The sequence below is a fragment of the Peribacillus sp. 05N428 genome, assembly GCF_056397085.1.
Window position 1 is genome coordinate 123,493 of record NZ_JBFTMS010000012.1, and the last position, 25,493, is coordinate 148,985.

A 25,493-nucleotide genomic window follows, 5' to 3' on the forward strand; every position below is an offset into this window, starting at 1 on the left:
AAAAACAATTCTGACTTTTTAAAAAAAGGAGCGAGACTATGATTATTCCGTACAATAATAAAAAACCATCCATTGATGAAACCGTTTTCGTGGCACCGGGTGCTCATTTAATCGGTGATATTTCGATTGGGAAAGAATCGACCATTTGGTTCAATGCGGTACTGCGCGGTGATGAAGATTCAATTACAATAGGAGAAAAATGCAGTATTCAAGATAACTCCACCATTCATTTATTTGAAGGATGCCCGGTTGTCATTGAAGATGAAGTGACGGTCGGTCACAATGTCATCCTGCATGGTTGTAAAATAGGCAAACGCTCCATTATTGGTATGGGTTCCACGATATTGGATAATGTAGAGATCGGCGAAGAATGCATCGTCGGAGCGAACACATTGATTTCCTCTGGCAAAATCATACCTCCACGTTCATTGGTCATTGGTTCCCCGGGGAAAGTGGTTCGCCGATTGAATGATAAAGATCTTGAATTGATCCAACTTTCCATCGATACATATGTTCAAAAAGGGAAAGACTTCAAGGTGATACTTGATTAATTATTGCAAGGAATTTGAAAAGAGCTTCGGTAAGTCGTTCTTAACGGCTGGCCGAAGCTCTTTTTCACTTAATGATAAGTGGATGGTCCTTGGCATCATAGGTTTCATCTTTCCGGCATAAATCATTGTTTTCCTGAAATACGCTTTCAAAGAAACGGCTTGCTGGTTCAGCCAAGACTTGATAATATTGGCTAAATAAAAGAGCAGCATGATTCCCATTCCACTTAGAAGGCAGAAGTTCCTTTGGCAGGCCCGGATCGATGAATAAAAATTTACGGTATTCATGCACCAAGTTCGTTCGTTCCACAAAACAATCTGCATCGGACATTTCGCCCCTGCTAATGATGCTTTGATGAACGATGAATTGTTTACTGTATTTCTCGATGAATTCTTCATATTTATTTTCAATCTCTTCTAATTGCCAGCTCTTCTCTACAAGCGATTGGTTTTCTTTTGGACCTTTGTACTCCGAGATGAAAAAATCAACATATTCATCTATGTCATATTTCTCGATCAAGCGATTGATTTGCTTCTCCAAATCATTGGGGGAAATCCAGCAACCACTTGAAAAACTGCCAAACCCGCTCCATAATAATTCTTTGCGGAGATCATCCCGTAATTGCCGCTTATCTTCTGGGATCGTGTACATTAAGATGCGCCATTTACCGTCCCATTCATTCGGTTTCATCTTATATATGCGATTGGCCGCTTCATCCATTCTCTGCACACCGCGATCAGTCAAAAAATAATAGCTTTTGTTTCCCTGCTTCTCTGACTGAATCCACCCTTGCTTGACCATTCGTGAAACGGCTACACGAACGCCCTGCTCATTATGGCCGAATTCCTTTAACAAACGAATTAAACTGCCTATCCAGATTTTACTTCCATAGTTACGGATATAATCGCCGTATATCGTAAAAATCATGGATTGTGTATTAGTACCTATCTTTCTCACCTCGTCCTAACATTGTTACTATTTTCACACGGAAGACATAATAATTATTATATCTTTTTAAAATGAAAGCGCAATATTATTCACCAGTAAATCGCGCTTTTCTCCGTTCACTAAATGCCAGGAGCGCTTCCGATCTATCTTGAGTCGGAATGGTCAATTCATAGGCTTTTCCTTCTATAGCCATTCCCGTTTGCAAGTCCGTATTCATTCCTTGGTCAATCGCATATTTGGCTTGTTTGACTGCAATCGGTCCATTCTTCATGATATTGGCTGCCAATTCCTCACAGGCTGACATAAGACGATCCCTTGGCACGACCTGCAAAAGGATCCCTAATTGACATGCTTCTTCCGCAGTCAATTTTTTAGCGGTGAAGATCAATTCCTTCGCCTTCATTTCCCCAATCAATCTCGGCAGCCGCTGTGTCCCGCCTGCTCCCGGAATAATGGCCCAGCTAGTTTCAGTGAGCCCCAAAGAAACACCTTCCGCAGCAATTGCAAAGTCACATGAAAGCAGCCATTCAAATCCTCCCCCCAATGCATATCCATTGACGGCAGCCATTGTCGGCTGCGGAAGCCCTGCGATACTATTAAAAACATCGCGTATCGCTTTAACGTTCCTTCTTACTTCTGTATCGTTCAAAGACTTCCTTTCTTTCAAATCCGCTCCCGCGCTGAACGCTTTTTCCCCTGCACCGGTGAAAATGACGACACGGATATCGCCGTCATAATAAACGGCATCGATGACTTCCTGCAGTTCACAAAGTGTCTCATAGTCGAAGCAGTTCAATACGTCGGGCCGATTCACTGTTATATAGCCGATTTGATTTATCACTTTATAAATAACCTTGGACATGAGTCTCCTCCCCTTTTGAAAAAATGACCCTTATGCAGATAAAATTAATAAGGGCCCTACGCTTAATCATTCTTTATCAATATTTTCTATAATGGCGGATATGCCTTGGCCGACACCTACACACATCGTCGCAAGGCCATAGCGTACTTTCCGCTTTTTCATTTCGTGGACGAGTGTTGTTAAAATACGCGCCCCGCTTGCACCGAGCGGATGGCCAAACGCTATTGCACCTCCGTTGACATTCACTTTCTCCTGATCCAATTTCAATTGGCGGATGCACTCCAAGGATTGGGAAGCAAATGCTTCATTCAATTCGACCAGCCCGATGTCTTCAATCTTCAAACTTGCCCTCTCCAATGCTTTTTTAGTGGCATGAATCGGGCCAAGGCCCATAATGGACGGTTCCAAGCCCGCTACCGCCCCTACAACATATTTGGCCAGAGGCTTCAATCCAAGCTCCCGTGCTTTTTCTGCACTCATCAAAAGCAGTGCCGAGGCTCCATCATTTACACCTGAAGCATTACCGGCGGTTACAGTGCCGCCTTTAAAGATCGGTTTGAGTTTTTCCAGCTTTTCGATGGTCGTGTCAGGACGAGGGTGTTCATCTTTATCGAAAATGACCTCATTCCCTTTTCGATCCGTATATCGAACAGGTACGATTTCATTAATGAAACGCTCATTTTCCACTGCGTTTTTCGCCCTTTGCTGGCTTTGATAAGCGAATTGATCTTGGTCCTCCCTTGAAACAGAAAAACGCAGGGCGACGTTTTCAGCCGTTTGAGGCATGGAATCCGCACCATACATTTCTTTAAGTTTCTCATTCGTGAAACGCCATCCGATCGTTGTATCCTGAAGCTCCATTGAACCCCGCGGAAATTCACTCTCAGGTTTGGCCATGACGTACGGCGCCCTTGTCATGCTTTCAGTACCCCCTGCGATATAAATATCGCCTTCACCGACTGCAATCGAGCGTGCTGCATACATGACGGCATCCAATCCGGATCCACATAAACGATTTATTGTCGTTCCAGCTACATTTACCGGAAGACCAGCTAAGAGGGCGGACATCCGGGCCACGTCGCGATTATCCTCTCCCGCTTGATTTGCATTCCCGAAGATGACATCCTCAATTTGATCAGGCGGCAGCTCTGGATTGCGATCCACCAGCGCCTTGATTACAATTGCGCCGAGATCATCCGGGCGAACGCTTTTCAATGCGCCTTTATATCTTCCGATTGGTGTTCTCACAGCATCAATGATCACAACATCCTTCATTTCCTCACCAGCTCGCCATCTTTTGTATAATCGTACACACCTTTACCAGACTTACGGCCGAGCCTGCCAGCTTTAACATACTGTTCAAGGAGGGGAGCCGGGCGGTATTTCTCACCCAGTTTACTATGTAAATATTTTAAATTATTCAAACGGGCATCCAATCCCACCAAATCACCTAGCTCAAATGGTCCCATTGGGTAATTCAGCCCTAACTTTATTGCCTTATCGATTTCTTCTGGTGTTCCTAAGCCTTCTTGAAGCATAAAGAACGCTTCATTACCTACCAAACAGCTGATCCTGCTTGTAACAAACCCAGGGAATTCATTTATGACCACGGTCTCTTTCCCCATTTTTTCGGCTACCTCTTTTATTATGGCTGCCGTTTCATCGCTTGTTTCAAGACCACGTACAATCTCAACGAGCGGCATCCTTTGTACAGGATTGAAAAAATGCATGGCAATCGTTTTTTCGGGACGCTTTCCATAAGAACCGATTTCTGTCGGACTCATCGTGGAAGTATTGGTTGCAAAGTAACAATCTTCTTTTGCATGGACTTCAATCGTTTCGAAGACTGCCCTCTTGATTTCCGCCTTTTCCGGAACTGCCTCTATGATCAAGTCGGCATATGCTGCTGATTCTTTCAGATTGGCAGAATAGGTAAATCTGCTTTTTGCAGCTGCCGCTTCTTCCTCCGTAATTTTTTGGTAGCGCAAACCCTTTTCAAAAATGGAATCGATTTCGTTTCTTGCACTTTCCAAAGCATCCTGATTCACATCCACCAATACTACATTAAAGCCCCCTATTGCTCCTACATAAGCTATTCCCCTGCCCATGACACCAGATCCGACAACCACTAGATTACTAATCATTCGTTCATTCCTCCTTCAAAAATAAATAGGGCTGGCTGCGGATGAATCAGATAAGCATTCAACCATACCTGAATTACTTTTCCGACATACCGTTCAGCCAGCCGTCTATTTTTTTGTTTTATTGAATTCCAAATGGATTTAAGGGACGGCTTCCATGATAGGAAATGATGCTTTTCGTTTCTGTATAAAGATCAAGTGTCTCAATGCAAAGTTCCCTGCCGAATCCTGACTGTTTATACCCTCCGAAAGGTGTTCCAGGAAATGCGGAGAATGGGCAATTCACCATGACGATTCCCGCTTCTATTTGATTGGCCACTCTAGTCGCACGCCCTCCATCTTTTGTCCAAAGGGCTGAACCCAAACCGAATTCCGTATCATTCGCGAGCCTCACAGCTTCTTTTTCATCTTTGAATTTCATTATGACAACGACCGGCCCGAATATTTCCTCTTTCACTACATCCATTTCATGATTGACATTCGCTATGACCGTCGGCTCATACCAATAACCGTTTTCGAAACCTTCAATGACCGCTGGCTTTCCTCCCGTCAGGATCTTCGCTCCATCAGTAATGGCAGATTGGACATAATTGTCGATGACATCCAATTGCCCTTGATCTATGACTGCACCGATGTGTGTTTCTTTGTCGAGCGGATTGCCCAATTTCAATTTTTTCGTCTTTTCTACGAATCTGGCAACGAACTCATCGTATATGTCTTCGTGAACGTATAAACGGGATCTAGCTTCGCAAGACTGCCCAGTATTATAAAAAATTCCATATAATGATCCATCGATGGCTGCTTCAAGGTCTGCATCTTCAAAAACAATATTAGGGGACTTGCCGCCAAGCTCCAATGTGACCCTTTTTAATGTCTGTGAAGCCTTGCCCATAAGATCCCTGCCGATTGGCGTAGAACCCGTGAAGGCCACCTTATTCACTTTCGGATGCTGAACAAGGTAATTCCCTACGTCCGATCCAGGACCTGGAATGATATTGACCACGCCAGAAGGAACACCTGCTTCTAAACAGATTTCCCCTAAAACAATGGCCGTCATCGGCGTTAACGAGGCTGGCTTAACGATTACTGAACAGCCGACTGCGATTGCAGGTGCAATTTTCCACGCTGCCATCATCATAGGGTAATTCCATGGGATGATTTGGGCACAAACGCCTACTGGCTCTTTTTCCGTATAGTTATGGAATTGACCAGGCACATTATTCACAGATCCGCGGTGTGCAACTAACGCTCCTGCATAAAACTCGAAATCTTCAATTGCCTGCATGACTTGGCCTTGTGCTGCAGAAATGGATTTGCCGCTGTTCAGGACCTCCAATTCAACCAATTCATTAAAGCGTGAACGCATGATCGCTGCAATTTTGTTCAAAACACGTGAACGTTTATTAATCGGAGTCCTCTTCCATTTCCCATTATCAAATGCTTCGCGTGCAGCTTGAACAGCTTTTTCTGCATCTTCCTTGGTCGCCTTTGCAACCTTGGCAATGATTTCACCAGTCGCAGGATTGTACGCATCAATCGTGGAACCATCCGAGCTTTCCACTCTTTCCCCATTAATGATCAGATGATAATAATCACGCTTCATTTCCGCTTTTTCAAATGCCGCCTCTTGTACTCTAACCATGTAATCCCACTCCCTTTTCTATATTACTTGCCTATGAAATGAGCTTTCCTTTTTTCAGTGAATGCTGCCACACCTTCTGCATAATCCTTCGTTAAGCCAGCAATGCGCTGACCCTCCGCTTCTTCTTTTAAGTATTCTTCCAATGAAAGATGATAGGACGCCTCTAAGTATCTTTTGATTAATCCGATTGCCTTCGTTGGCTTGTTTGCGATATTCTCTGCAAAGGCTTTCAAATGCTCGTTCCACTCATCCACACCGATCACTTTTGTAGCGAGCCCGATATTTTTCGCCTCGCCAGCCGTAACCTTTTCGCCCAATAAAGATAATTCCAGGGCTTTCGCATGACCAACGATTCGCGAAAGGTAATACAGATTCCCCGAATCAGGAATCAATCCAATATTGACAAAGGCATTTAAAAAACTGGCTTTTTCAGAAACAAGCCGAAAATCGCATGCCAGCGCCAGGCTGAAGCCAGCACCTGCAGCCACTCCATTGACTCCTGCAATGATCGGTTTTTCACAGTTTGCTATTTGCTCCATCATCGGACCGTAATCCTCACGCAGCTTCTGGCCTAAATTCATGCCCTCATCAACATCCGATAAATCCTGCCCCGAACAAAATGCCCTGCCTTCCCCAGTAATGATAATGGCCCGGACTTCATCTGCCCCCGCGGATATTTTGATCGCTTTCTGTATTTCCTTATTCATTTGGGACGTAAAGGCATTTAGTTTATCAGGACGGTTCAAAGTAAGCCAAGCAACTCCATTTTCAACACTATATTTGATTGTTTCGTACATAGAGCACCCCTTATCCGCCTGTGAATTTTGGCTCCCTTTTTTCAACAAATGCTTTCATTCCTTCTTTTTGGTCCTCTGATGCGAAAAGGATATAGAAATTCTTACGTTCAAATTGCATGCCCTCATTTAAGGGATAATCAACGGCCTTATTGATGGATTCTTTGATCAGCCTTACAGCTAACGGGGGTTGCTTTGCTATCTTTCTAGCAAAATCAACCGATTCTTCCATTAACAATTCAGGTGCCACGATCTTATTAATGAAACCATATTGCAGGGCTGTCTTTGCCTTTATCCTTTCAGCCGTCAATATCCATTCAAGTGCCTTCGTCTTGCCTACCAATTTCGTCAACCTTTGGGTTCCTCCTGCACCAGGCATGACCCCTAGTGTCACTTCAGGAAAGGAAAACTGGGTATCGCTGGCGGCAATCAGGAAATCACAGGATAAAGCAAGTTCAAAACCACCGCCGAATACAAAACTTTTCACCGCACCAATCACAGGCTTCTTGACTAGGCTTATTCGGTCCCAATCGGCAAATTGGTTCGTTAACTCCATACTGATTGGATCATCGTTCACCATCTCATCAATATCAGCTCCAGCGGAAAATGCTTTTCCATTGCCCGATAGCAAAATCACCTTCACTTGTGGGTCCCGGTCGAATTCTTCCATGGTCGAAACTATTTCCCTAACCATTATCCTGTTAAGGGCATTAAGTTGCTTAGGCCGATTTAAAGAGATATAACCAATTCCATCCGCGATTGACGTTTCGATGAATTGAAGCGCATTCATTTTATTTCTTCACCGATCATCATCGTTACAAGTTTCCCGGCAAAGCCCATTAGGTCTTTCCCTGATGCTTTTCCTTCCGGGGAACGCATTCCTTGTTGCAATGCATCATGGTCTTCATAATACATTTCACAAAGAATGTAATACTCAGAGTCTTTGCCCATTGGGGTCCCTACAATTTTAGTGACCTCCATTTTTTGAAGACCAGGAATTTTTTCCGTTATCGGACCATGTACATTGAAGTAGTGCTCATCGAATTCTTCCTTGTTTTCAGGTTGTTTATAAAGGGCGATTAGTTTTACCATTTTAGAAAACCTCCATTTTATTAGATAAGTTTTATCATCGGTTTCATCGCTTCGAACGGATTTTTGCATGCTTTACAATATAAAATGCTGCGGCAGGCCGTAGGACCGAAGATATTTTCCATCGTGACATATGTCGATTCACAATATGGGCAATCCACATGCCATGATCCATCACTTTTCATTTGTCGAGGAGGAGGGGAGATTCCGAAAACCTTCAATCCAGCTTTCCCCTTTTCCGTAATTCGATCGGATGTCCAGGAAGGGGAACGTAAAAATTCCACACTTACATTTTTTACGGCAGGCAGCTGTTTAAGGGCTGTTTCCACATTTTTTTGAATGATCGACAATGCCGGGCACCCTAGAAAAGTTGGCAGCATTTTTACCGAGACGTCCTGACCCGAAACCGTCACGTCTTCAACCATCCCTAAATCCAATATACTTACTGTATCGATTTCGGGATCTTTAACGTCTTCCAGGAGCTTATATATTTCTTCTGTGTTTAACTGTACGGTCGACATGGTACCCCTCCCCTTTCTATTGAATTACCATGAAGCTGCTTTATCAGTTGCGTATACTTCACTTAACGTTTTTAGCGCCTTTTCCAAATCTTCCGTATGCTGGCCATTACGGCCATCACCTCTTGCCATCCCTATTTGAATCGTTGCTGCCAAGCCGACACTTTCAAAAATCGGGGTAATGGCCTCGATCCACTTTTTCTGTAAAATAGCTTCCCCCTCTATCAAGCCGAGCTCAACCATTTCCTCCCCATATTGTCCAAGTGAAAATACGCCAGCAAAATCGGACATTGTTTTCCCGATCGCCGCTTTCATTCTCGAAACCGCTTCCAAGTGACCAGATCCCAGCAATTGGACGAACCAGGTTTTCCAGTGCATCAAATGATAGTAAAGTTCCATCTGTACCTTTTGTGCCACTTCAGCAAGCGGTTCATATGAACATGAATGAAGGGATTGAACCTTAATTGCTTTGGCTTGGGTATAAAAATAATTCCGCACTACCGCAAACGCCCAATCATAATCCGGGTCTTTCATATAGTGACCAGGACCATTGACCAATTCGAGAATGATCGCATTGCGCCGTTCCTTGGCGGGACGGTCATGAGCCAGCTTATCCGCATCCCCTTCACCGAGTTCATCAAGTAACTTATAATAAATGGCTGCATGCCCCATCGTGTCTTGGGATATCGAGGCGGATGCAACATCTTCTTCGATATGCGGTGCGAGTCCCAACCATTCTGCACCACGGTATGAATGGATGAAGTCATCGTCCGCCAGTTGAAGCAGCAATTCCTTGATTGCGATGTCCTTCAATGATTCATTCCTCATTTTTCACACCTCCAGCCCAAGACATTATCTCTTTTTCATCGAGCATTCCCTGCTCATACTTCCGCCATTTTTTCTTTAAATACCCGTACCCTTTTGTGGTCCTATAGTCTTTATTATCGATACGTTGAAGCGTTTTCTTTTCCTCGGCCGTCATTTTCCGTATATTCCGTCTTTTCACGACCCAGATATCATCAACCGCTTCACGTCTCATGAAGTTTTCTTGTGCCATCATGATGGCGATATCCTCATTCGGCGCCAGCAGGCTGAAGTGGTATTGAACGGGTGATGATTGCGTTTTACGGCTGAATACTTCAAATTCTTCAAAGTAATTTCCTTGTCTAGTTTCCATATCGTCCTCCCCCTCCCTTAAATGACCTTTGGCGCCAATGCCTCGCGTACCCATTTATTTTTTTCATAAGAATTTCTTCGAAGACTTAAGCGATCCTGCGATCGGGGACCTTCATTCCTTGCGAACACCTTCAATTTCCCCCAATCGGGTTGTTGGTAAATCCAGGTTTCAGACTCTTTGTCAAACCTAAGTGTTTCATCTGGAATGCTGAAGCCAAGTGAAAGGATCCGCTTCACATATTTGGAAAAAAAAGCTTGTCGAAGTTCTTCATTCGTACTGGTTCTGATTTTGTACTTGATCGTTATATCCTGTTTGGATGTGCCCACTTCATTCTTACTGGGAGGTCCAAAGAAAAGTAATAAAGATTCCCACCAATAATTGATGGAGTCTTGAACCAATTTCCTTTGTTCTTCCGTCCCTTCAGCCAAAGCCATGATTATCGCTTCACCATGCTGCGCGTGAAAAACTTCTTCCGCGCAAATCCTCTGTAATGCCCGGGCATAAGGTCCATATGAGGCGCCAAGCATGTTCGTCTGGGAAATGATGGCTGCACCATCAACCAGCCAGCCAATCAATCCAGCATCGCCCCAGGATTTTGCTTCCATATGGAAAACATTATGAAACTTTAAATCTCCTTTAAACAAATCTTGCATGAGGTCATCCCGTTTTTTACTGTAAGGCTTTAGCAAATCCTCGGCGACGCGAAGCAATAATTGCCCATGCCCCATTTCATCCTGCACCTTTGCCATGATTCCAAGTTTCCTATTTAAGGTCGGGGCTTTAGGTACCCATTCCTTTTCTGGAAGCGCCCCCATGATTTCACTGATTCCATGCATCGATATTAATTTGATTAAAGTGCCCCGGTATTCTTCCGGCATCCAATCATCCGCCTCTATCTTTTCTCCCGCTTCGATTCTGGCAATGAATTGATTTAGCTTTTCTTCTCCTGCCATATCATTTAAAAGAACGTTCATCCAAATCACCTCTTTTTTTCTAGTATAACGTTTATATAACGTTATTATATTTTACTGTTATATTTAATGCAAGACTATTCTGTCTTTTTTTAAAATAAAAGGAAGTTTTCTGGGTTTATTTGAATCTTTTAATCCACTAAAACTTTAAAGGGCGAAGTTTCCACTTTGATAGAATCTGTCGGACAACCCTCCACTGCATCATCCAGATCATCAAATAAACCTTCCGCGACCTCTGCAGTTCCTTCATTTTCATCCAGGATGACAAATGCCACTCCCTCATCATTGTAATCAAAGATTTCAGGTGCAGCGGCACCGCATGCACCGCATGCAATGCAAGTTTCTTGATCCACAACTGTATATTTTGACAAGAGGCCCTCCTCCTTCTCCATTTCATGATTGGCTCCATCTTCTCTTCCATTAAGAGATAAACCGATATTTAAACACGATTGCATCCGCTTTATGTATGGCGTTTACTTGTTCAATTTCTTCAGATCCACTTATTCCAATCGATACTTCAGCTGGAAAGAACTGAACGACAGAATCGTCCGGTTTCAACATGCATGTTCATGGTATGGCATTTATAAACGAATGACTTCATCCTTCCGCTTATCAACGACACGAATCGCTTTTCCTTCTGATCGGGGAATGCTTTTTGGGATGTTGACAACAATATCCATCGTGACAAGACATGCTGATTTCAAATGATGCTGAATCGTTTTCCTTAATATCTCTACATTCCCATGCGTTAAGTCTTCTTCAATCTCCCTGTAGAAACCGCTTTCAATTTCAATGTGCAGTTCAACACCGTCCATATTCCCCTTCTTAACCAGATGAATCTGATAGTGCGGCACAATTCCCTCCATTTGGAATAACACACGCTCTATTTCAGATGGAAATACATTCACTCCCCTGACTATGATCATATCATCCGTTCTGCCCTTAACACGGGACATTCTAGTTGTCGTACGCCCGCATTTACACGGTTCATGTGTAATTGAGGCGATGTCACCTGTACGGTAACGAATGATCGGAAGCGCTTCCTTTGTAAGACTGGTAAAGACAAGTTCCCCATCTACGCCGTCCTCAACCCGTTCAAGCGTGTCCGGATTAATGACCTCGACAAGAAAATGGTCTTCTGCGATATGGAGTCCATCCTGTGCTTCATGACATTCAATCGCCACTCCCGGCCCCATGATTTCACTTAATCCGTAAATATCGATGGCTTTCAATTTCAGTTTCCTTTCAAGAGTTGCCCTCATTGCCTCCGACCATGGCTCAGCTCCGAAAATCCCATACTCAAGCCCATTATCAGCAGGATCGATTCCCATCTCTTCCATCTTTTCAGCGATATTCAAAATATAAGTAGGCGTTCCGCAAATGCCTCGCGGTTTAAAGTCATTGATGATCGTAATCTGCCTATCGGTATTCCCCCCTGAAATGGGTACTGTCGCAACTCCTAGCTTTTCTGCCCCGCAATGCAAGCCCAGCCCCCCTGTAAACAGACCATATCCATATGCGTTATGGAAAATATCTGACTTGCGGCCTCCTGCAGCTACAATTCCACGTGCGACGATTGTTGCCCAGTTTTCCAAATCATTTTTTGTATATCCGACAATTGTAGGCTTTCCGCTCGTTCCGGATGAACCATGAATGCGTGTTACATCCTCCATCGGAACGGCAAATAAACCGAATGGATACTGATCACGAAGCGTCTGTTTTTTTGTAAAGGGAAGCTTTATCACATCGTTTAGAGTTTGAATATCTTCTGGTTCCAGGCCCATCTCTCTAAACCTTTCTCTGTAATAAGGTACATTTTCATAAACATGGCTAATCGTTTTTTTAAGGCGTGCCATTTGTAGACTTTCCATTTCAGCACGCGATGCCGTTTCAACTTCCGGATTGTACATTTTTTCAGTCCCCCTCAATTTACTATTGTCCAACCGACATTCATAACAGTAATAAAACGGAGATTAAATTATTGTTATGATTTAGTTCAAGATTAATACGTCATTTCTACGTTGTCAATCATGTTTTTATAATTCAGATAAAATGGCTGAATAGACAAAATACTAATTTACTAAATTTTCAGACTATGTTAATTTTAACAATGATATATCATTTTATCAAATACTCGTTTTAAAAGCGTACTACACTAAAAGGGGGCTTACCATGGAATCACAGGCTAAAACTGGGCATTCGCCATCAGGACATGACAGAGGAAATAAGTATCGTCAATTAATTGAAACGGAAGAATTCAAGGAACTAATCCAAAGGAAAAGAGCTTTCATCGTACCTGTCACTCTCTTTTTTCTTGCTTTTTATTTTGTTCTGCCAATTTTAGCTGCTTATAGCGAAGTGTTGAAAGGCGAAGCCTTCTTCCATATTACTTGGGCTTGGGTATACGCACTCCTCCAATTTGCCGTCGTATGGATAGGGGGAATCGTCTATATAAAAAAAGCAGCGAAGTACGACAAGATGGCTAAAAATATCTTAAATAAATATGAGAAGGAGCTTGGCGAATGAGCATTTTATCCCTCACGCTTTTTTTGGGCATCATCTTGTTAACGCTTACTATAACCTATTACTCTTCTAAGAAGACAAAAAATGCCAGTGATTTTTATACGGCCGGCGGCGGATTGACAGCATGGCAGAATGGATTGGCCGTGGCAGGTGACTTTATGTCAGCCGCATCTTTCCTCGGAATTACGGGTGCAATCGCACTGATTGGTTTTGATGGCTTTTACATGAGCATCGGGAACCTTGTTGCCTTTCTTGTCTTATTGTATCTTGTGTCGGAACCACTACGCAATCTAGGTAAGTTTACGCTGGCAGATATGATTTCAGCACGCTTCAAATCAAAAAAAGTGCGAGGGATAGCTGCGGCTAACACACTTGTCATTTCAATCTTTTACATGATTGCCCAACTTGTCGGTGCAGGAGGATTAATTAAACTCTTGCTCGGCATCGATTATTGGCTATCCGTTCTGCTTGTCGGTGTACTGATGACGATTTATGTGATTTTCGGAGGGATGACAGCGACAAGCTGGGTGCAGATCACCAAAGCGGTGCTCTTGCTAGGCGGTTCTGCCGTGTTGACGTTCATCGTATTTTCGCGTTTTAATTTCAACATTTCAGAAATGTTTCATCATGTCCAAACTGCAACACCGCTCGGAAAGGATTTTTTGGATCCAGGAAATAAATACACCGATGGACTCGACATGATTTCATTCAATATGTCGCTTGTCCTTGGAGCAGCCGGCCTTCCGCATTTACTCGTCCGCTTCTTTACAGTAAAGGACGCAGCTACTGCTAGGAAATCCGTCGTATATTCCACATGGTTTATAGGGGTATTTTTCATCATGACGATTTTCCTTGGTTTCGGGGCTGCATCTTTCGTCGGGTTTGAGCGGATCGTCGATGCAAACCCAGCTGGAAACATGGCCGCTCCACTACTTGCATTAACCATAGGCGGTGAATTTTTATTCGCATTCGTTTCTGCTGTAGCATTTGCCACGATTTTAGCGGTTGTATCAGGCCTTGTTTTAACGTCGGCATCCGCTTTTGCACATGATATATATGGTGAAATCATCAAGGATGGAAATATTACGGGAAAACAGCAAGTACTCGTTGCCCGATTGGCTTCTGTCGGCGTAGCGGTCATTTCGATTCTACTTGCTTTATTCGCACAATCAATGAATGTCGCTTTTCTTTCAGTCCTCGCGCTTGGGATTGCTGCCAGTGCCAATTTACCGATCATCCTTTGCACAATATATTGGAAACGTTTCAACTCAACCGGAGCGATCACAGGAATGTCATGCGGGTTACTCAGCTCCATCATACTGGTCATGCTTAGCCCCAATGTATGGAATCCGGAACCTGGAATGGGGATTTTCACAGGCGATCCCCTCTTCGCGATGAGCAACCCGACCATCTTCACCGTGCCGCTCGGCTTTATTGGAGCTTATTTAGGCACAATCTTGTCAAAGGCAAAAGATGAGGAAAACAGTTTTGCTGAAGTACTGTTCAAATCAAACACCGGATATGGGATAAGTTCAGCAAAAGACCATTAATAAGGGGGATTTCCATGACCACACATTTAGATAAGGATATTCACGAATTGCATTACGATCAAATCAAACAAGTACTGGTCGACGAACCATATGCTTCTTTTCTAGGGATGAGATTGACGAAACTCGGTCCCGGCACAGCGGAAGCAGAATTGATTCCAAGTGACCACATGCTAAATAGCCACGGAACGGTTCATGGTGCCATTATCTTTTCACTTGCTGATTACGTGTTCGCAGCAGCCAGCAATTCATATGGCAAAATAGCGGTTGGCGTTTCAAACAACATCAATTTCTTATCAGCTGGCAAACGGGGGGAGACTTTAATTGCCAGAGCGGAAGAGATCAAGAAAAACCATAAACTGGCCTGGTATAAAATAGACGTGTTAAATGAAAGGGAATTGATTGCAACCATGGAAGCGATGGTATTCAGGAAAAATCAATATTTCGTCGACCAAGTTGAATAAGTAACGTTTGAAACCGGACAAGCAATCCATTTGTCCGGTTTCCTTTCCCTTGATTTACCAAGGATACGTACGCATAGAAAAAAAAGGGGATTCCCGATTGGAATCCCCCCCCTCTATTTTATAACCCTTCTTCTAGTTATTGACCGCAATACTGGAACCTATCACTATTAACGACTCCCCGCACTCCCGTTCACTTATCCCATCCGTCTGATAAGCGATTTTCCCTCTATGCCTTCCCGATGATCATGGCCAGGTTTGCTGAAATCCACATGGACATCCATTATTCAAAGAGACCGTTGTGATGCTACCATTTTCTCCTTCTTTCCTACATATACATCCAGTGCAGCCTGCAAAGCCTCTCCCCGATTAACTTGGAACCCCTTGCGCAAAAGGACAGCTTCCAAGGAGGCCAATACAAACAGGATGTTTTCTTTCCTGCAACTGAATCCCATGGTCCCGATTCTCCAGATTTTCCCGTGAAGCGGACCAAATGAGGAAGCGATTTCGATGCCAAATTCATTCAACAGCATGTCTCTTACAGCTTCACCATCGATTCCTTTTGGAATTTCAATGCAAGTTACACACGGAAGTTTGTTTTTCCCATCCCCGAATAACATTAGTCCCATTGCCTTGATCCCTTCAACGAGAGCTGCTTCGTGGAGTTCATGACGGGCAAAGCGCGTTTCCAGACCTTCTTCGAGCACAAGGCGCAATCCTTCACGTAACGCATAAATCATGGAAGTTGCTTCTGTATGATGATTCAAACGACGCGGTCCCCAATAATCCTGCAGCATGCTTAAATCGAAATAATTACTGGCGATCGGACGGCTGAGCGAAACCTGTTGGTTGTCTTCATCCGTGGCAATACCACGTTCCACCTTTTTGCGGGACTGGATGATTTCTTCTATTCGCTCATTATACGTAATCGGTGCCATACCGGAAGGAACGGACAAGCATTTTTGCGTCCCTCCTATCAACCCATCAATACACCATTCATCCACCTTAACATCGGTGCCCCCGATGGAGGCAACCGCATCCACAACAAGCAGGACACCCAATTCACGGCAGGCCCGCCCGATTTCCTTCAAAGGCTGCATACAACCAGTGGAGGTTTCCCCATGTACGATTGCTGTTATTTTTGGGGAGACTTTCTTGATTTCCGCAATGACTGCTTGCGGTTCGAACACTTCTCCCCAAGGACATTCCATCGTATGGACTTCAGCTCCATATCGCTCACAGATTTCCACCAATAAATGACCGAACCTTCCGAATATAGGAACCAGGACCTTATCCCCCGGCTCAATGATGCTGCAAAGAATCGCTTCATTACCGGATCTTGAGGTGCCATCAATCGGGAACGCCCATTTATTTTTCGTTTGAAAAACCAAACGCAGCATTTCCATCACTTCATTCATGATAGTGGTGAATGCAGGATCGAATTGCCCTAATATCGGTGTGCTCATCGCCCTTAAAACACGCGGGTCAACTTCGACCGGTCCTGGTGTCATGATCGTTCTCATCGGTGCATTCAATTCTGAATATGCCATTTTTATCAACTCCTTCAATAGGCTATTTTATAAAGTATTTCATTCAAAAATCCGATTCCCTTATCCATATCTATCGCAACAGGTTTGACATCCCTCCATTGTGAACCCCCAGCTTCATTTCCGCTTTCTTTGCCAGGGAATCGAGAGTCGAAAAGTGTCCTTACAAAACCTTTCAAAAACCTATTCCTCACCGATGCCGTTCGGAACATTGAATTCCGAAGCCAGACGACAGCATCCTTCCTGTATGAATGGGAGTGGTGCCCGCATGATCACTCTTAATGATTTTCACCGTATAAAGGCGCTGCCGACAATATGGCTGACGCCCCCATATGCGCCGTCATATTCCACCCCATCCTTGTCCGTTTCCATATGGGAACTGGTCAGAATGATTCCACCGGAGGCCCCCCTAAAGCATACACTATCAAAATATATAATAAGTTTTTTCCCACCCTCAGCTTCATTGCCTGCTGAGCGCTCATCCTTTCCTTGGAATATAATATCCGGGTCACTCCATTACTCTCTGTTGCCCCGAAAAATGCTAACCAGTCTATCATCGAACACAACATCATCCTTTTCATCTATTAATTTTTCGTTTTGATTGCCCATCATATCGCTTCCCTTCGCAATAGCCTTTGATGTCATGAACATTCACAAAATTTATGTCATCTATTATTTTACTTGCTTTCGCATTTAACTTCATTGACAATTTTGTTAGTATTTCGGTGTTTTTTTGTGCAAAATAACCAACTGAAAGACAACCAATAATGTGTATATATACAGATTTCTATGATCAAAAGAACTTTTGTTATAGTCAGCTCCTTATCATATTGACTGGTATTTTTGATAAATTAAGAAACTAGTTTTACTTATGCCAGCCAAATTAACTTTTGATGGACTGCAAACCTAAAAAGATGATGTCTTATCTTTGTTACATCTAATTCACAAATGTTTTATTTGCTTTTTCTTTTTATAAAGAATTAGACCAAAATGGGGAACGAGTGATCGTGATCACTTGTTCCCCATTTTATCGAATAATCACTTATTTTAATCCGAAGCCCCGTATGAATTACTGGTAGAAGTTAAGATATGACACTAAGCTAAGCCTCATGAATTTAATAACATTGCATCCTGGTTGGTCTGAATGCCCCAGAAATCACTTAATGTTTACACTTATTTTTCTTCGCTTCAATGCGTCGTCGATGCAGGATAGGCTCAGTATACCCACTTGGTTGGTTATAGCCTTGAAACACTAGGTCGCATGCCGCTTGAAACGCCACTGAGCTGTCGTAATTATCCGCGATACATTGATAGGCTGAATCTCCACTGTTTTGTACATCCACTACTTTAGCCATTCGTTGTAAAGTCTCCAAAACCTGTCCTTTTGTACAAATTCCATGGTGAAGCCAGTTAGCGATATGCTGACTCGAAATTCTTAGCGTGGCACGGTCTTCCATCAATCCTACATTGTTGATATCTGGTACTTTGGAACAACCAATTCCTTGTTCTACCCAACGTACAACATAACCGAGGATACCTTGAGCATTGTTATCCAGCTCTTGCTGAATTTCTTCCGGACTCCATTCGGGGTTTTGAACCACTGGGATTTCTAAAATATCATCACGTAAATTTACTGGATTCTTTTTCAACTCATCTTGCACCTTTTTTACATCCACTTGATGATAATGAAGAGCATGCAATGTCGCTGCAGTCCGTGAAGGCACCCATGCTGTATTCGCCCCCGCTTTCAGATGGCCAATTTTTTGCGTTAACATTTCCGCCATCATATCAGGTATTGCCCACATTCCCTTACCAATTTGAGCTCGACCTTGAAAACCGGTTGCTAGACCTACATTGACATTCGATTTTTCATAACCTTGTAGCCATTTTGATCCTTTCATGTTATTTTTGAGGATCATAGGTCCGGCTTCCATAGAAGTATGAATTTCGTCTCCCGTTCGATCTAAGAACCCTGTATTAATAAATGCCACCCTTTCTTTAACTTGGCGGATACAGGCTTTCAAGTTTAATGAAGTTCGACGTTCTTCGTCCATAACACCAATCTTCAGTGTATTTCGCTGTAGACCAAGCATGTCTTCCACACGATCAAAGAGTTCATTGGCAAAAGCCACCTCTTCGGATCCATGCATTTTTGGCTTAACTATATAAACTGATCCTTTAGATGAATTTTGATATTTACCATTCCCCAACAGGGAATGTTTGGCAAGTAAACTAGTTATGACTGTATCCATAATCCCTTCATGAATCTCTTCACCATTTGCATCCAGGACTGCGTTCGTGGTCATTAAGTGTCCCACGTTACGGACAAACATAAGTGAACGACCAGGTAAAGAGAATTCTTCTCCATTTGGTGCTCTGTATAAACGATCTGGGTTCATTGTACGTGTCTTCATTTTATTATCCTTTTTGAAAGTTACAGCCAGATCCCCCCTCATAAGACCTAACCAATTTCGATAGACCAGGACTTTATCATCAGCATCCACTGCCGCAACAGAATCCTCACAATCCATTATGGTCGTAAGAGTAGATTCCATTAGAATGTCCTTAACGCCTGCTTTATCTTTTTTACCGATCGGATGACTTCTATCAATCTGAATTTCAAAATGCAACCCATTATTTTTTAATAATATCGCCGATGGCTTTCCGTATTCACCTTGATTGCCTACTAGCTTAGATTCCTCTACTAAACTCGTAATTTCTCCATTTCTGAGTGTAACAGCTAATTTCCCATCTACTACTGCATATTTCACAGCGTCTTTATGTGAATGATCCTTTAAAGGAGTTACTTGATCAAGAAAATCCTTTGCAAATGAAATGACTTCTCCACCTCGTACTTCATTGTAGCTCCCTTCTCGGTAGGCTCCTTCTTTTTCGCTAATAACATCTGTACCATATAGGGCATTATAAAGGCTTCCCCACCTTGCATTTGAAGCGTTAATAGCATAACGAGCATTATCAACCGGGACAACTAGCTGCGGACCGGCTTGGAAGGCAATTTCATCATCTACCCCTTCTGTGGTAATATGAAAGTCTTCTCCTTCAGGTTCGAGATAGCCAATTTCTTGTAAAAATGTTTTATATTCAGCAAAGTCCATCTCTTTATTTTCTCTATGCCATGTATTGATTTTGGTTTGAATTTCATCACGACGAGCTAATAATTTTTTGTTTTTTGGAGACATGTCATGTACCAATTTTTCAAAATCAACCCAAAATTGTTCCTGATTCAGTTCGCTTCCAGGCAGCCCATCTTTATTGATAAATTCAAAAAGTACCGAGGCCACTTGAAGATTACCTACTTTCACATATTCTCCCATGATGTATTCCTCCTCTAAAAATTTGTTTGACTCCCGGCATACGCCAAGATAATTTTCTTAAACCAGGTGATCTCTCCTCCCTTTGAACGGGTTCAATACTTAATTTGTTTTCGATTTCAAGTTCTCAAATTTATTGTTTTGTTTTCTTATTATCAATTTCAAGTTTATCGTTAGAGATTTCCAATCGTCACCTTTTTTCTTCAATCGTAAAATGAAATCCCATTTTTTTTAGAATAATCACCTTATGTTTCCATTTCCAGATAGATATATCGGTTACTGCCCGACTTCCAACTTATTTGTTAATTTGTTCCAATTAATAAATTTTTCCAAAAAAATCGATATAATGACACCCATAATGAGACCATTTGTAATGAAAGGCTGCAAGAGGACAGGTATACTGCCGAATAATGCTGGCGGGATATTCATAATGCTAACTCCAACTAGGACTGGCCCCGCTAAACGGAGTATCGTTTCAGAGTTGAATAACGTTCCTTTCAGGCTGTTTAATGCGGTCCCGAACAATTGAAGGTATGCGACAAATAAAACAGCGTTACCTATTGTTAATGGTATTGTTCCTAAGAATCTACCTAATGGCGGAATAACTCCAAGGAGAGTAAACAAAAATCCGCTTATAATGAATGGCTTTCGTTTGAATAACTTGGTACTTTGTAAAAAACCTATCGTAGATGTAAATGGTGTAAAAGGGACCAAGCCAAAAATCGAAGTGATAAACGCAAAAATACCTGTTACAAAAATAGATCTCCTGTATTGACTATTTTCCACCTTTTCCTTGTAAACATCTGCAACAGCTTGTATAGAAGCGAAAGAATTCGTTAAATTCAGAAGGACCGCAAAAAAGGAAACAAAAATAATACCAATATTCAAGTTTGGAGTTCCAAGTGGAAAGAAAGTGAATGCCATACCTGAAGAGCTAGCCGTCGGAAGATCTGAAGGGAAAATAATTCGATATAATGACCATCCTACGATAATTCCGATCAGGATTGAGAAATTGCCTAGTATTTTCCCTCCTTTAATCCTTAATAAGCCGACGAAGATAACTATCAAGATTGAAAACAAACTGACAGGGAGATCAATTGTTCCACTTTCGGTTATTTTAAACATACCTTTGAAGAAAATAAAGATGAGCTGAAAGGTCAGTAAAAATATATAAACACTTATCACCATCGGCTTAATTACTTTTTGTATGATATAAATCAGGTTAAATGCCGCAAGCAGTACGGTTACAGCTCCAGCCAGCAAAATACCTGTTGCAATTCCTCCTCCTACGGTTGCAAAATCCAATCCGAGTGCAGATGCAGAGATGCCCATATTTATCATCAGACCCCACATTAGCCCCGAATGGCTGTCCAATAATGGATAACGATGCCCAATCCAGGCCTGCAGAATACAGGATATTCCTGTAAAGATAAAGGAGCATCTTATCGTCATTTCAATTGTTTCTGTAGGAAGCTGGAATGCTGCTCCTACAGAAATTGGTACGACAACCGTATTGGCAAAAATAAAAAAAAGCCACTGTAAAGAGGAGAATAATGTTACAGTAACTCCTTGCTGAGTCATCTTAATCATCACCATTTCCGATTTCTGGATTTTTATAAAATCTGTTTGCTAGTTTTTAAGGATGCTAATCGTAGAAATTACAACTCATCACTTTTTATAAATAAAAATATAAGCGAAGCGCTGTCTTCATTACAATCGCTTCGCCTTAATCACTTTTTTTGTTTTTTAAAGAAGAAACTTAAATTATTTTGTAATGTTTAATAATCTTAGCCTTTTTCTAATATCTTGTTATATCCATAGGCAATGCCCCTGCAGCAAAGCCTACAAACATGAATCGACTGTTTCCTGTATTACGCATTCCATGAATTTGATTAGGCTTGGCCAATACTACCATTCCTTTTCTGATCGTGATCTCATTCTCTAGATCAGGAAAGTATGTTCCTTCCCCCTCAATGCAGACCCAAATATCATCAACATTCGAATGGGAATGTAAAAATACTTCCTGCTCAGGTTCAAGACACCAAACTGCCCCAACTGTTTTATCCGTTTCATAAAAATAATTTTTTTGTGGTGCATTAGAATCGAATTTTGCTATTTTATCGATTTCAAAAACTCTTTCCTCAATTATCGACTTTTTGTTCAAAATTACATTCTGGTCCATACCTCGGCACCTCTTTTATATTTAATGGTTTTGAATTACACTTACCGGATCTCCCTAAAATACAATTCTGGCCGCATTAAATCTCTTGAAGTTGTCATCTACGCATTTCTTCTAAATGATGTGACCTTTTACAAAGATGCATCACGATTACAATCTTTAGAATAAACATATGTTAAATTTTCTCTGCCTACCGCATAGGCTGCTTGATGTACATATGGACCCATAAAAATGTAATCTCCTTTCTTTACAGGAACCCACTGATTATCTAGGTTATACATCCCTTCTCCCGAGAGTAAGTAGGCTCCATGTTCTTGCACATGTGTTTCGATGAATGGATGAGATGCAGCAGGATCAAAGGAAAGAATATGAAAATTCATATCAAAATCTATATCAGCAGGCAATAGATCCTTAAGATGGACATTATGCATATCATCATAAATCCTGAATTCAATGTTGTTCGCATGGTTTGAATAAACCCATGGCTTCCGTCCTTCAAGTGGACGATACTTTTGCTTATATAGGAATAGTTTAGAATCTCCATCCGATTGGTTTTCTAAATACATCTTTGTTCCTGGCGGACAGTATAAATAACCGCTTTCATCGAGGACAAACTCTTGTTCACCTGCAGCAGCTTTTATTTTCCCTTCAATAACATAGACAAATGTCTCAACATCTTCTTGTCCACCAAACCCTTCGCTGTTCTTTCCTTCCTTTTGCATTGTCACAATGTAATCGACAAAGCTTGCTCCAAGCTTTGGAGAACCCAAAATGGAAATGATACAATTCTCAAATCCCGGAACAACATTATTAACCAATCCTTCAGGTGCAATTAAAGCATATTTACCGTGCTCAATTATTGATCTGCTTGCTAATAAATCTTTAGGATAACCCATCTTTTAAACTCTCCTTTTAATCGTATTTTATTTGAAATATGTGACTCATGGTGTGCCCTGTTCCCGCTATAAATCAACTTATAATTGAAGCTTCTTTTCATATATTATTAACTTGTGTTAGAAACAATTAAGTCCCTTATATAAATATTAACCGCTTTCATTCAATTAGTCTTTATGCCTTATCGATAAAAACGTTTTATATTTTTGTTCATTATAGATAAACATATTACCTTCAGGTAAGGTCATGGTTCCTTACATGCTTCTTTTGCTTTGGCTGTTTTAACATACTTTGTTGCTATTTACCAAGTAGTGAGGTGTGGTTGGATTTCCCCTCCAGATGCTCGCTTTCCGCGGGGCGGGCGGTGAGCCTCCTCGGCGTAAACGCCTGTGGGGTCTCACCTGTCCCGCTGCTCCCGCAGGAGTCTCGCACTTCCGCTCCAATCAACCTTAAATAGTTTCGTTTTAAAAACAACAAAATAGCCCCATTGACGATCGTTGTTGTTACTTGCCCTTTGAATGTCCTGCCAACATAAGGCGACTGTTGATGGCGGTAGAACAAATCTTCCTTTTTCAGCTCGAAGCTTTTGTTCAGATTAACTATCGCCAGATCAGCGTCGCTATCAACGGCTATTATCCCTTTATGGGGATAAAGGCCAAATAACTTAGCTGGATTCGTTGATGTTAATTCAACAATTTTCCCCAGAGGAAGATTACGGTTGAAATGCCCCTCTGTCAACATAATATTGAGTGTAGATTGGGCACCGGAAATCCCACCCCAGGCACTGAAAAAGTCATCATTTATTACTTCTTTCATAGAGGCAGGTGCTGGTGAATGGTCGGATGCTATTACGTCAATTTCACCGTTTGCTACAGCTTCCCATAATTGTTCTACTTCTTCATCATCACGCAGTGGAGGGCAGCATTTTGCCAAACCGCCTTTTTCCTCTAAGTCTTTTAATGTCAAAGATAAATAATGAGGGCATGTTTCTACCGTAATATCCAGGCCTCTTTGCTTTGCCTGATTGATGACTTCCACTACTTTGCGGCTGCTCGCATGAACAATATGCAGCTTACACCCTGTAGCTTCTGCATATGAAATTATTCTTCTTACCGCTTCAATTTCGGAAATTATCGGTCTTGATTCGACGAAGTCTTTTGCAGTCGTCTTATTTTGTCTTTGTTTTTCTTGTGCAAGCTGATCACAAATGACTGTACTTTCAGCATGAACGGCTAAAAGTGAACCTACTGAGGCAATTTCTCTCATCCCTTTAAAAATCGTAATATCATCGACATGATTGAAATCGACAATTCCGCTCGGTGACATAAAAGCTTTAAATCCAATTACTCCATTTTCATCAAGTTCCTTAATATTCTCAATATTTTCTGGTATAAGTCCACCCCAAAAGCGGCAATTGACCACCGACTTTTCTTCGGAGCAAGCTCTCTTTAATGCCAAATATTCTTTATTGATTGTTGGCGGTGTACTGTTCAATGGCATATCAAAATAGGTTGTCACCCCACCCGCCGCTAAACTTCTGCTGCCAGTTTGAACACCTTCCCACTCAGTTCTGCCTGGCTCGTTGAAATGAACATGAGAATCAATTAATCCTGGGAGGATGTGCTGCCCCTCAGCATTAATTTCTCTTGTTGCTATAGCATCAATATTTTTTCCGATAGTCACTTCTTTAATTTTCCCTTCCTTAATTGCAATATCTCCTTGAACAATCGAATCAAACATTACAAGATTTCCATTTCTAATGAGTAAATCATATGTAGCCATAGGTTCATTCCTTTCTAAGGGAAATCAAATTTTATAAAAACTACAAGGCCAATCCTCTTTTACAGTTGCATAATGAAGAAACGAACATCTTGCTTTGGGCTGTTGGAACGTAAATATTCGGAATGAAATACAACTATTACATTCTGAGCATCGTTTTGAGATTTAGTAGATTCCACTTTCTATCAAGCAATTTTGGAAAGAATCGCATCCACCTTTAGGAAGACAGGAAGCGAGATGCGCAGCCTTGGTTGTTATCTTGTTTTGTACGGCATTTCCTCGCCAAGGTAAAAACGATTTTTAAATATTCAGACTATTTTACTGACCATTTCACTTTTCCATCAATTAAGCCCCTTTAACCACATCCTCTCGTTTCTGTTGCGCTTTTTAAACAAGGCTCTTTTCGTAAAGATTGTTGTTTTTAAAACGAAACTATTTAAGGTTGATTGGAGCGGAAGTGCGAGACTCCTGCGGGAGCAGCGGGACAGGTGAGACCCCACAGGCGTTTACGCCGAGGAGGCTCACCGCCCGCCCCGCGGA

General features: G+C 42.1%; 26 protein-coding genes. 4 read left to right on the top strand and 22 right to left on the bottom strand.

The window, feature by feature from the left end; translation table 11 throughout:
* Window positions 1-38 precede the first annotated feature (38 nt).
* Window positions 39-551 (top strand): gamma carbonic anhydrase family protein, encoded by a 513-nt coding sequence (locus AC1DIV_RS13850; protein ID WP_323597873.1) that lies wholly within the window; start codon window positions 39-41, stop codon window positions 549-551.
* Window positions 552-615: 64 nt separating this feature from the next.
* On the opposite strand, the gene paaX is transcribed toward AC1DIV_RS13850, so the two are convergent.
* The 15 genes from paaX to AC1DIV_RS13925 form a co-directional block, all read right to left on the bottom strand.
* Window positions 616-1,497, bottom strand: coding sequence for a phenylacetic acid degradation operon negative regulatory protein PaaX (paaX, locus tag AC1DIV_RS13855; RefSeq protein ID WP_095391064.1), 882 nt, complete (start codon window positions 1,495-1,497; stop codon window positions 616-618).
* Window positions 1,498-1,582: 85 nt separating this feature from the next.
* A complete protein-coding gene (locus AC1DIV_RS13860; RefSeq protein WP_340875033.1) occupies window positions 1,583-2,359 on the bottom strand; it encodes an enoyl-CoA hydratase-related protein in 777 nt (258 codons plus the stop codon).
* Between the two features lie 66 nt (window positions 2,360-2,425).
* Window positions 2,426-3,634: an acetyl-CoA C-acyltransferase gene (locus AC1DIV_RS13865; RefSeq protein WP_340875031.1), complete on the bottom strand. Its 1,209-nt coding sequence runs from the start codon at window positions 3,632-3,634 to the stop codon at window positions 2,426-2,428.
* Window positions 3,631-4,503: a 3-hydroxyacyl-CoA dehydrogenase gene (locus AC1DIV_RS13870; RefSeq protein WP_048678764.1), complete on the bottom strand. Its 873-nt coding sequence runs from the start codon at window positions 4,501-4,503 to the stop codon at window positions 3,631-3,633. Before AC1DIV_RS13870 ends, AC1DIV_RS13865 begins: the two co-directional genes overlap by 4 nt.
* Before the next feature lie 118 nt (window positions 4,504-4,621).
* Window positions 4,622-6,142 carry an aldehyde dehydrogenase family protein gene (locus AC1DIV_RS13875; RefSeq protein WP_340875027.1) on the bottom strand — a complete coding sequence of 507 codons (1,521 nt, stop codon included), beginning with the start codon at window positions 6,140-6,142 and terminating at the stop codon, window positions 4,622-4,624.
* A 23-nt stretch (window positions 6,143-6,165) separates the two neighbouring features.
* Entirely contained in the window at window positions 6,166-6,939 is a 774-nt protein-coding gene (locus AC1DIV_RS13880; RefSeq protein ID WP_340875024.1) for an enoyl-CoA hydratase-related protein, read from the bottom strand.
* Between the two features lie 10 nt (window positions 6,940-6,949).
* On the bottom strand, window positions 6,950-7,726 hold the full coding sequence (locus AC1DIV_RS13885) for an enoyl-CoA hydratase/isomerase family protein (protein ID WP_048678754.1): 777 nt from the start codon (window positions 7,724-7,726) through the stop codon (window positions 6,950-6,952).
* Entirely contained in the window at window positions 7,723-8,028 is a 306-nt protein-coding gene (locus tag AC1DIV_RS13890; protein ID WP_034314904.1) for an EthD family reductase, read from the bottom strand. Before AC1DIV_RS13890 ends, AC1DIV_RS13885 begins: the two co-directional genes overlap by 4 nt.
* 20 nt (window positions 8,029-8,048) lie before the next feature.
* A complete protein-coding gene (gene paaD, locus AC1DIV_RS13895; RefSeq protein ID WP_054397354.1) occupies window positions 8,049-8,546 on the bottom strand; it encodes a 1,2-phenylacetyl-CoA epoxidase subunit PaaD in 498 nt (165 codons plus the stop codon).
* Window positions 8,547-8,570: 24 nt separating this feature from the next.
* Window positions 8,571-9,371, bottom strand: coding sequence for a 1,2-phenylacetyl-CoA epoxidase subunit PaaC (gene paaC / locus AC1DIV_RS13900; protein WP_340875021.1), 801 nt, complete (start codon window positions 9,369-9,371; stop codon window positions 8,571-8,573).
* Complete coding sequence (gene paaB, locus AC1DIV_RS13905; protein WP_034314912.1) at window positions 9,361-9,720, bottom strand: 1,2-phenylacetyl-CoA epoxidase subunit PaaB; 360 nt, start codon at window positions 9,718-9,720, stop codon at window positions 9,361-9,363. The genes paaC and paaB overlap by 11 nt, the downstream gene beginning before the upstream one ends.
* 17 nt (window positions 9,721-9,737) lie before the next feature.
* Entirely contained in the window at window positions 9,738-10,694 is a 957-nt protein-coding gene (gene paaA, locus AC1DIV_RS13910; RefSeq protein WP_048678742.1) for a 1,2-phenylacetyl-CoA epoxidase subunit PaaA, read from the bottom strand.
* A 128-nt stretch (window positions 10,695-10,822) separates the two neighbouring features.
* Window positions 10,823-11,062 carry a ferredoxin gene (locus AC1DIV_RS13915; protein ID WP_048678740.1) on the bottom strand — a complete coding sequence of 80 codons (240 nt, stop codon included), beginning with the start codon at window positions 11,060-11,062 and terminating at the stop codon, window positions 10,823-10,825.
* A gap of 49 nt (window positions 11,063-11,111) precedes the next feature.
* Complete coding sequence (locus tag AC1DIV_RS13920) at window positions 11,112-11,252, bottom strand: hypothetical protein (protein WP_477576564.1); 141 nt, start codon at window positions 11,250-11,252, stop codon at window positions 11,112-11,114.
* Between the two features lie 20 nt (window positions 11,253-11,272).
* Window positions 11,273-12,601, bottom strand: coding sequence for a phenylacetate--CoA ligase family protein (locus AC1DIV_RS13925; RefSeq protein WP_048678737.1), 1,329 nt, complete (start codon window positions 12,599-12,601; stop codon window positions 11,273-11,275).
* Window positions 12,602-12,863: 262 nt separating this feature from the next.
* Between AC1DIV_RS13925 and AC1DIV_RS13930 the strand changes: the two genes are divergently transcribed.
* From AC1DIV_RS13930 to AC1DIV_RS13940, 3 genes are read left to right on the top strand one after another with little or no spacing between them, the layout of a single operon-like run.
* Window positions 12,864-13,217, top strand: coding sequence for a DUF485 domain-containing protein (locus AC1DIV_RS13930; protein ID WP_340875016.1), 354 nt, complete (start codon window positions 12,864-12,866; stop codon window positions 13,215-13,217).
* Window positions 13,214-14,764 (top strand): solute symporter family protein, encoded by a 1,551-nt coding sequence (locus tag AC1DIV_RS13935; protein ID WP_477576565.1) that lies wholly within the window; start codon window positions 13,214-13,216, stop codon window positions 14,762-14,764. Before AC1DIV_RS13930 ends, AC1DIV_RS13935 begins: the two co-directional genes overlap by 4 nt.
* A 14-nt stretch (window positions 14,765-14,778) precedes the next feature.
* Window positions 14,779-15,225 carry a PaaI family thioesterase gene (locus AC1DIV_RS13940; RefSeq protein WP_323597866.1) on the top strand — a complete coding sequence of 149 codons (447 nt, stop codon included), beginning with the start codon at window positions 14,779-14,781 and terminating at the stop codon, window positions 15,223-15,225.
* Between the two features lie 284 nt (window positions 15,226-15,509).
* On the opposite strand, the gene AC1DIV_RS13945 is transcribed toward AC1DIV_RS13940, so the two are convergent.
* The 7 genes from AC1DIV_RS13945 to AC1DIV_RS13975 all read right to left on the bottom strand — a co-directional run bounded on the left by AC1DIV_RS13945 (window position 15,510) and on the right by AC1DIV_RS13975 (window position 24,956).
* On the bottom strand, window positions 15,510-16,772 hold the full coding sequence (locus AC1DIV_RS13945) for a pyridoxal-phosphate-dependent aminotransferase family protein (RefSeq protein WP_477576567.1): 1,263 nt from the start codon (window positions 16,770-16,772) through the stop codon (window positions 15,510-15,512).
* Between the two features lie 14 nt (window positions 16,773-16,786).
* Entirely contained in the window at window positions 16,787-16,948 is a 162-nt protein-coding gene (locus AC1DIV_RS13950; protein WP_340875010.1) for a hypothetical protein, read from the bottom strand.
* Between the two features lie 981 nt (window positions 16,949-17,929).
* A complete protein-coding gene (locus AC1DIV_RS13955) occupies window positions 17,930-20,104 on the bottom strand; it encodes a malate synthase G (RefSeq protein ID WP_477576568.1) in 2,175 nt (724 codons plus the stop codon).
* Window positions 20,105-20,377: 273 nt separating this feature from the next.
* The gene (locus tag AC1DIV_RS13960; RefSeq protein WP_318291055.1) at window positions 20,378-21,682 is read right to left on the bottom strand and encodes a uracil/xanthine transporter; all 1,305 of its coding nucleotides are present in this window, start codon (window positions 21,680-21,682) and stop codon (window positions 20,378-20,380) included.
* Window positions 21,683-21,899: 217 nt separating this feature from the next.
* Entirely contained in the window at window positions 21,900-22,283 is a 384-nt protein-coding gene (locus AC1DIV_RS13965; RefSeq protein WP_207117649.1) for a cupin domain-containing protein, read from the bottom strand.
* 128 nt (window positions 22,284-22,411) lie between these two features.
* Entirely contained in the window at window positions 22,412-23,176 is a 765-nt protein-coding gene (allE, locus tag AC1DIV_RS13970) for a (S)-ureidoglycine aminohydrolase (RefSeq protein WP_048678712.1), read from the bottom strand.
* A gap of 295 nt (window positions 23,177-23,471) precedes the next feature.
* A complete protein-coding gene (locus AC1DIV_RS13975) occupies window positions 23,472-24,956 on the bottom strand; it encodes an allantoinase (RefSeq protein ID WP_477576570.1) in 1,485 nt (494 codons plus the stop codon).
* Window positions 24,957-25,493 lie beyond the last annotated feature (537 nt).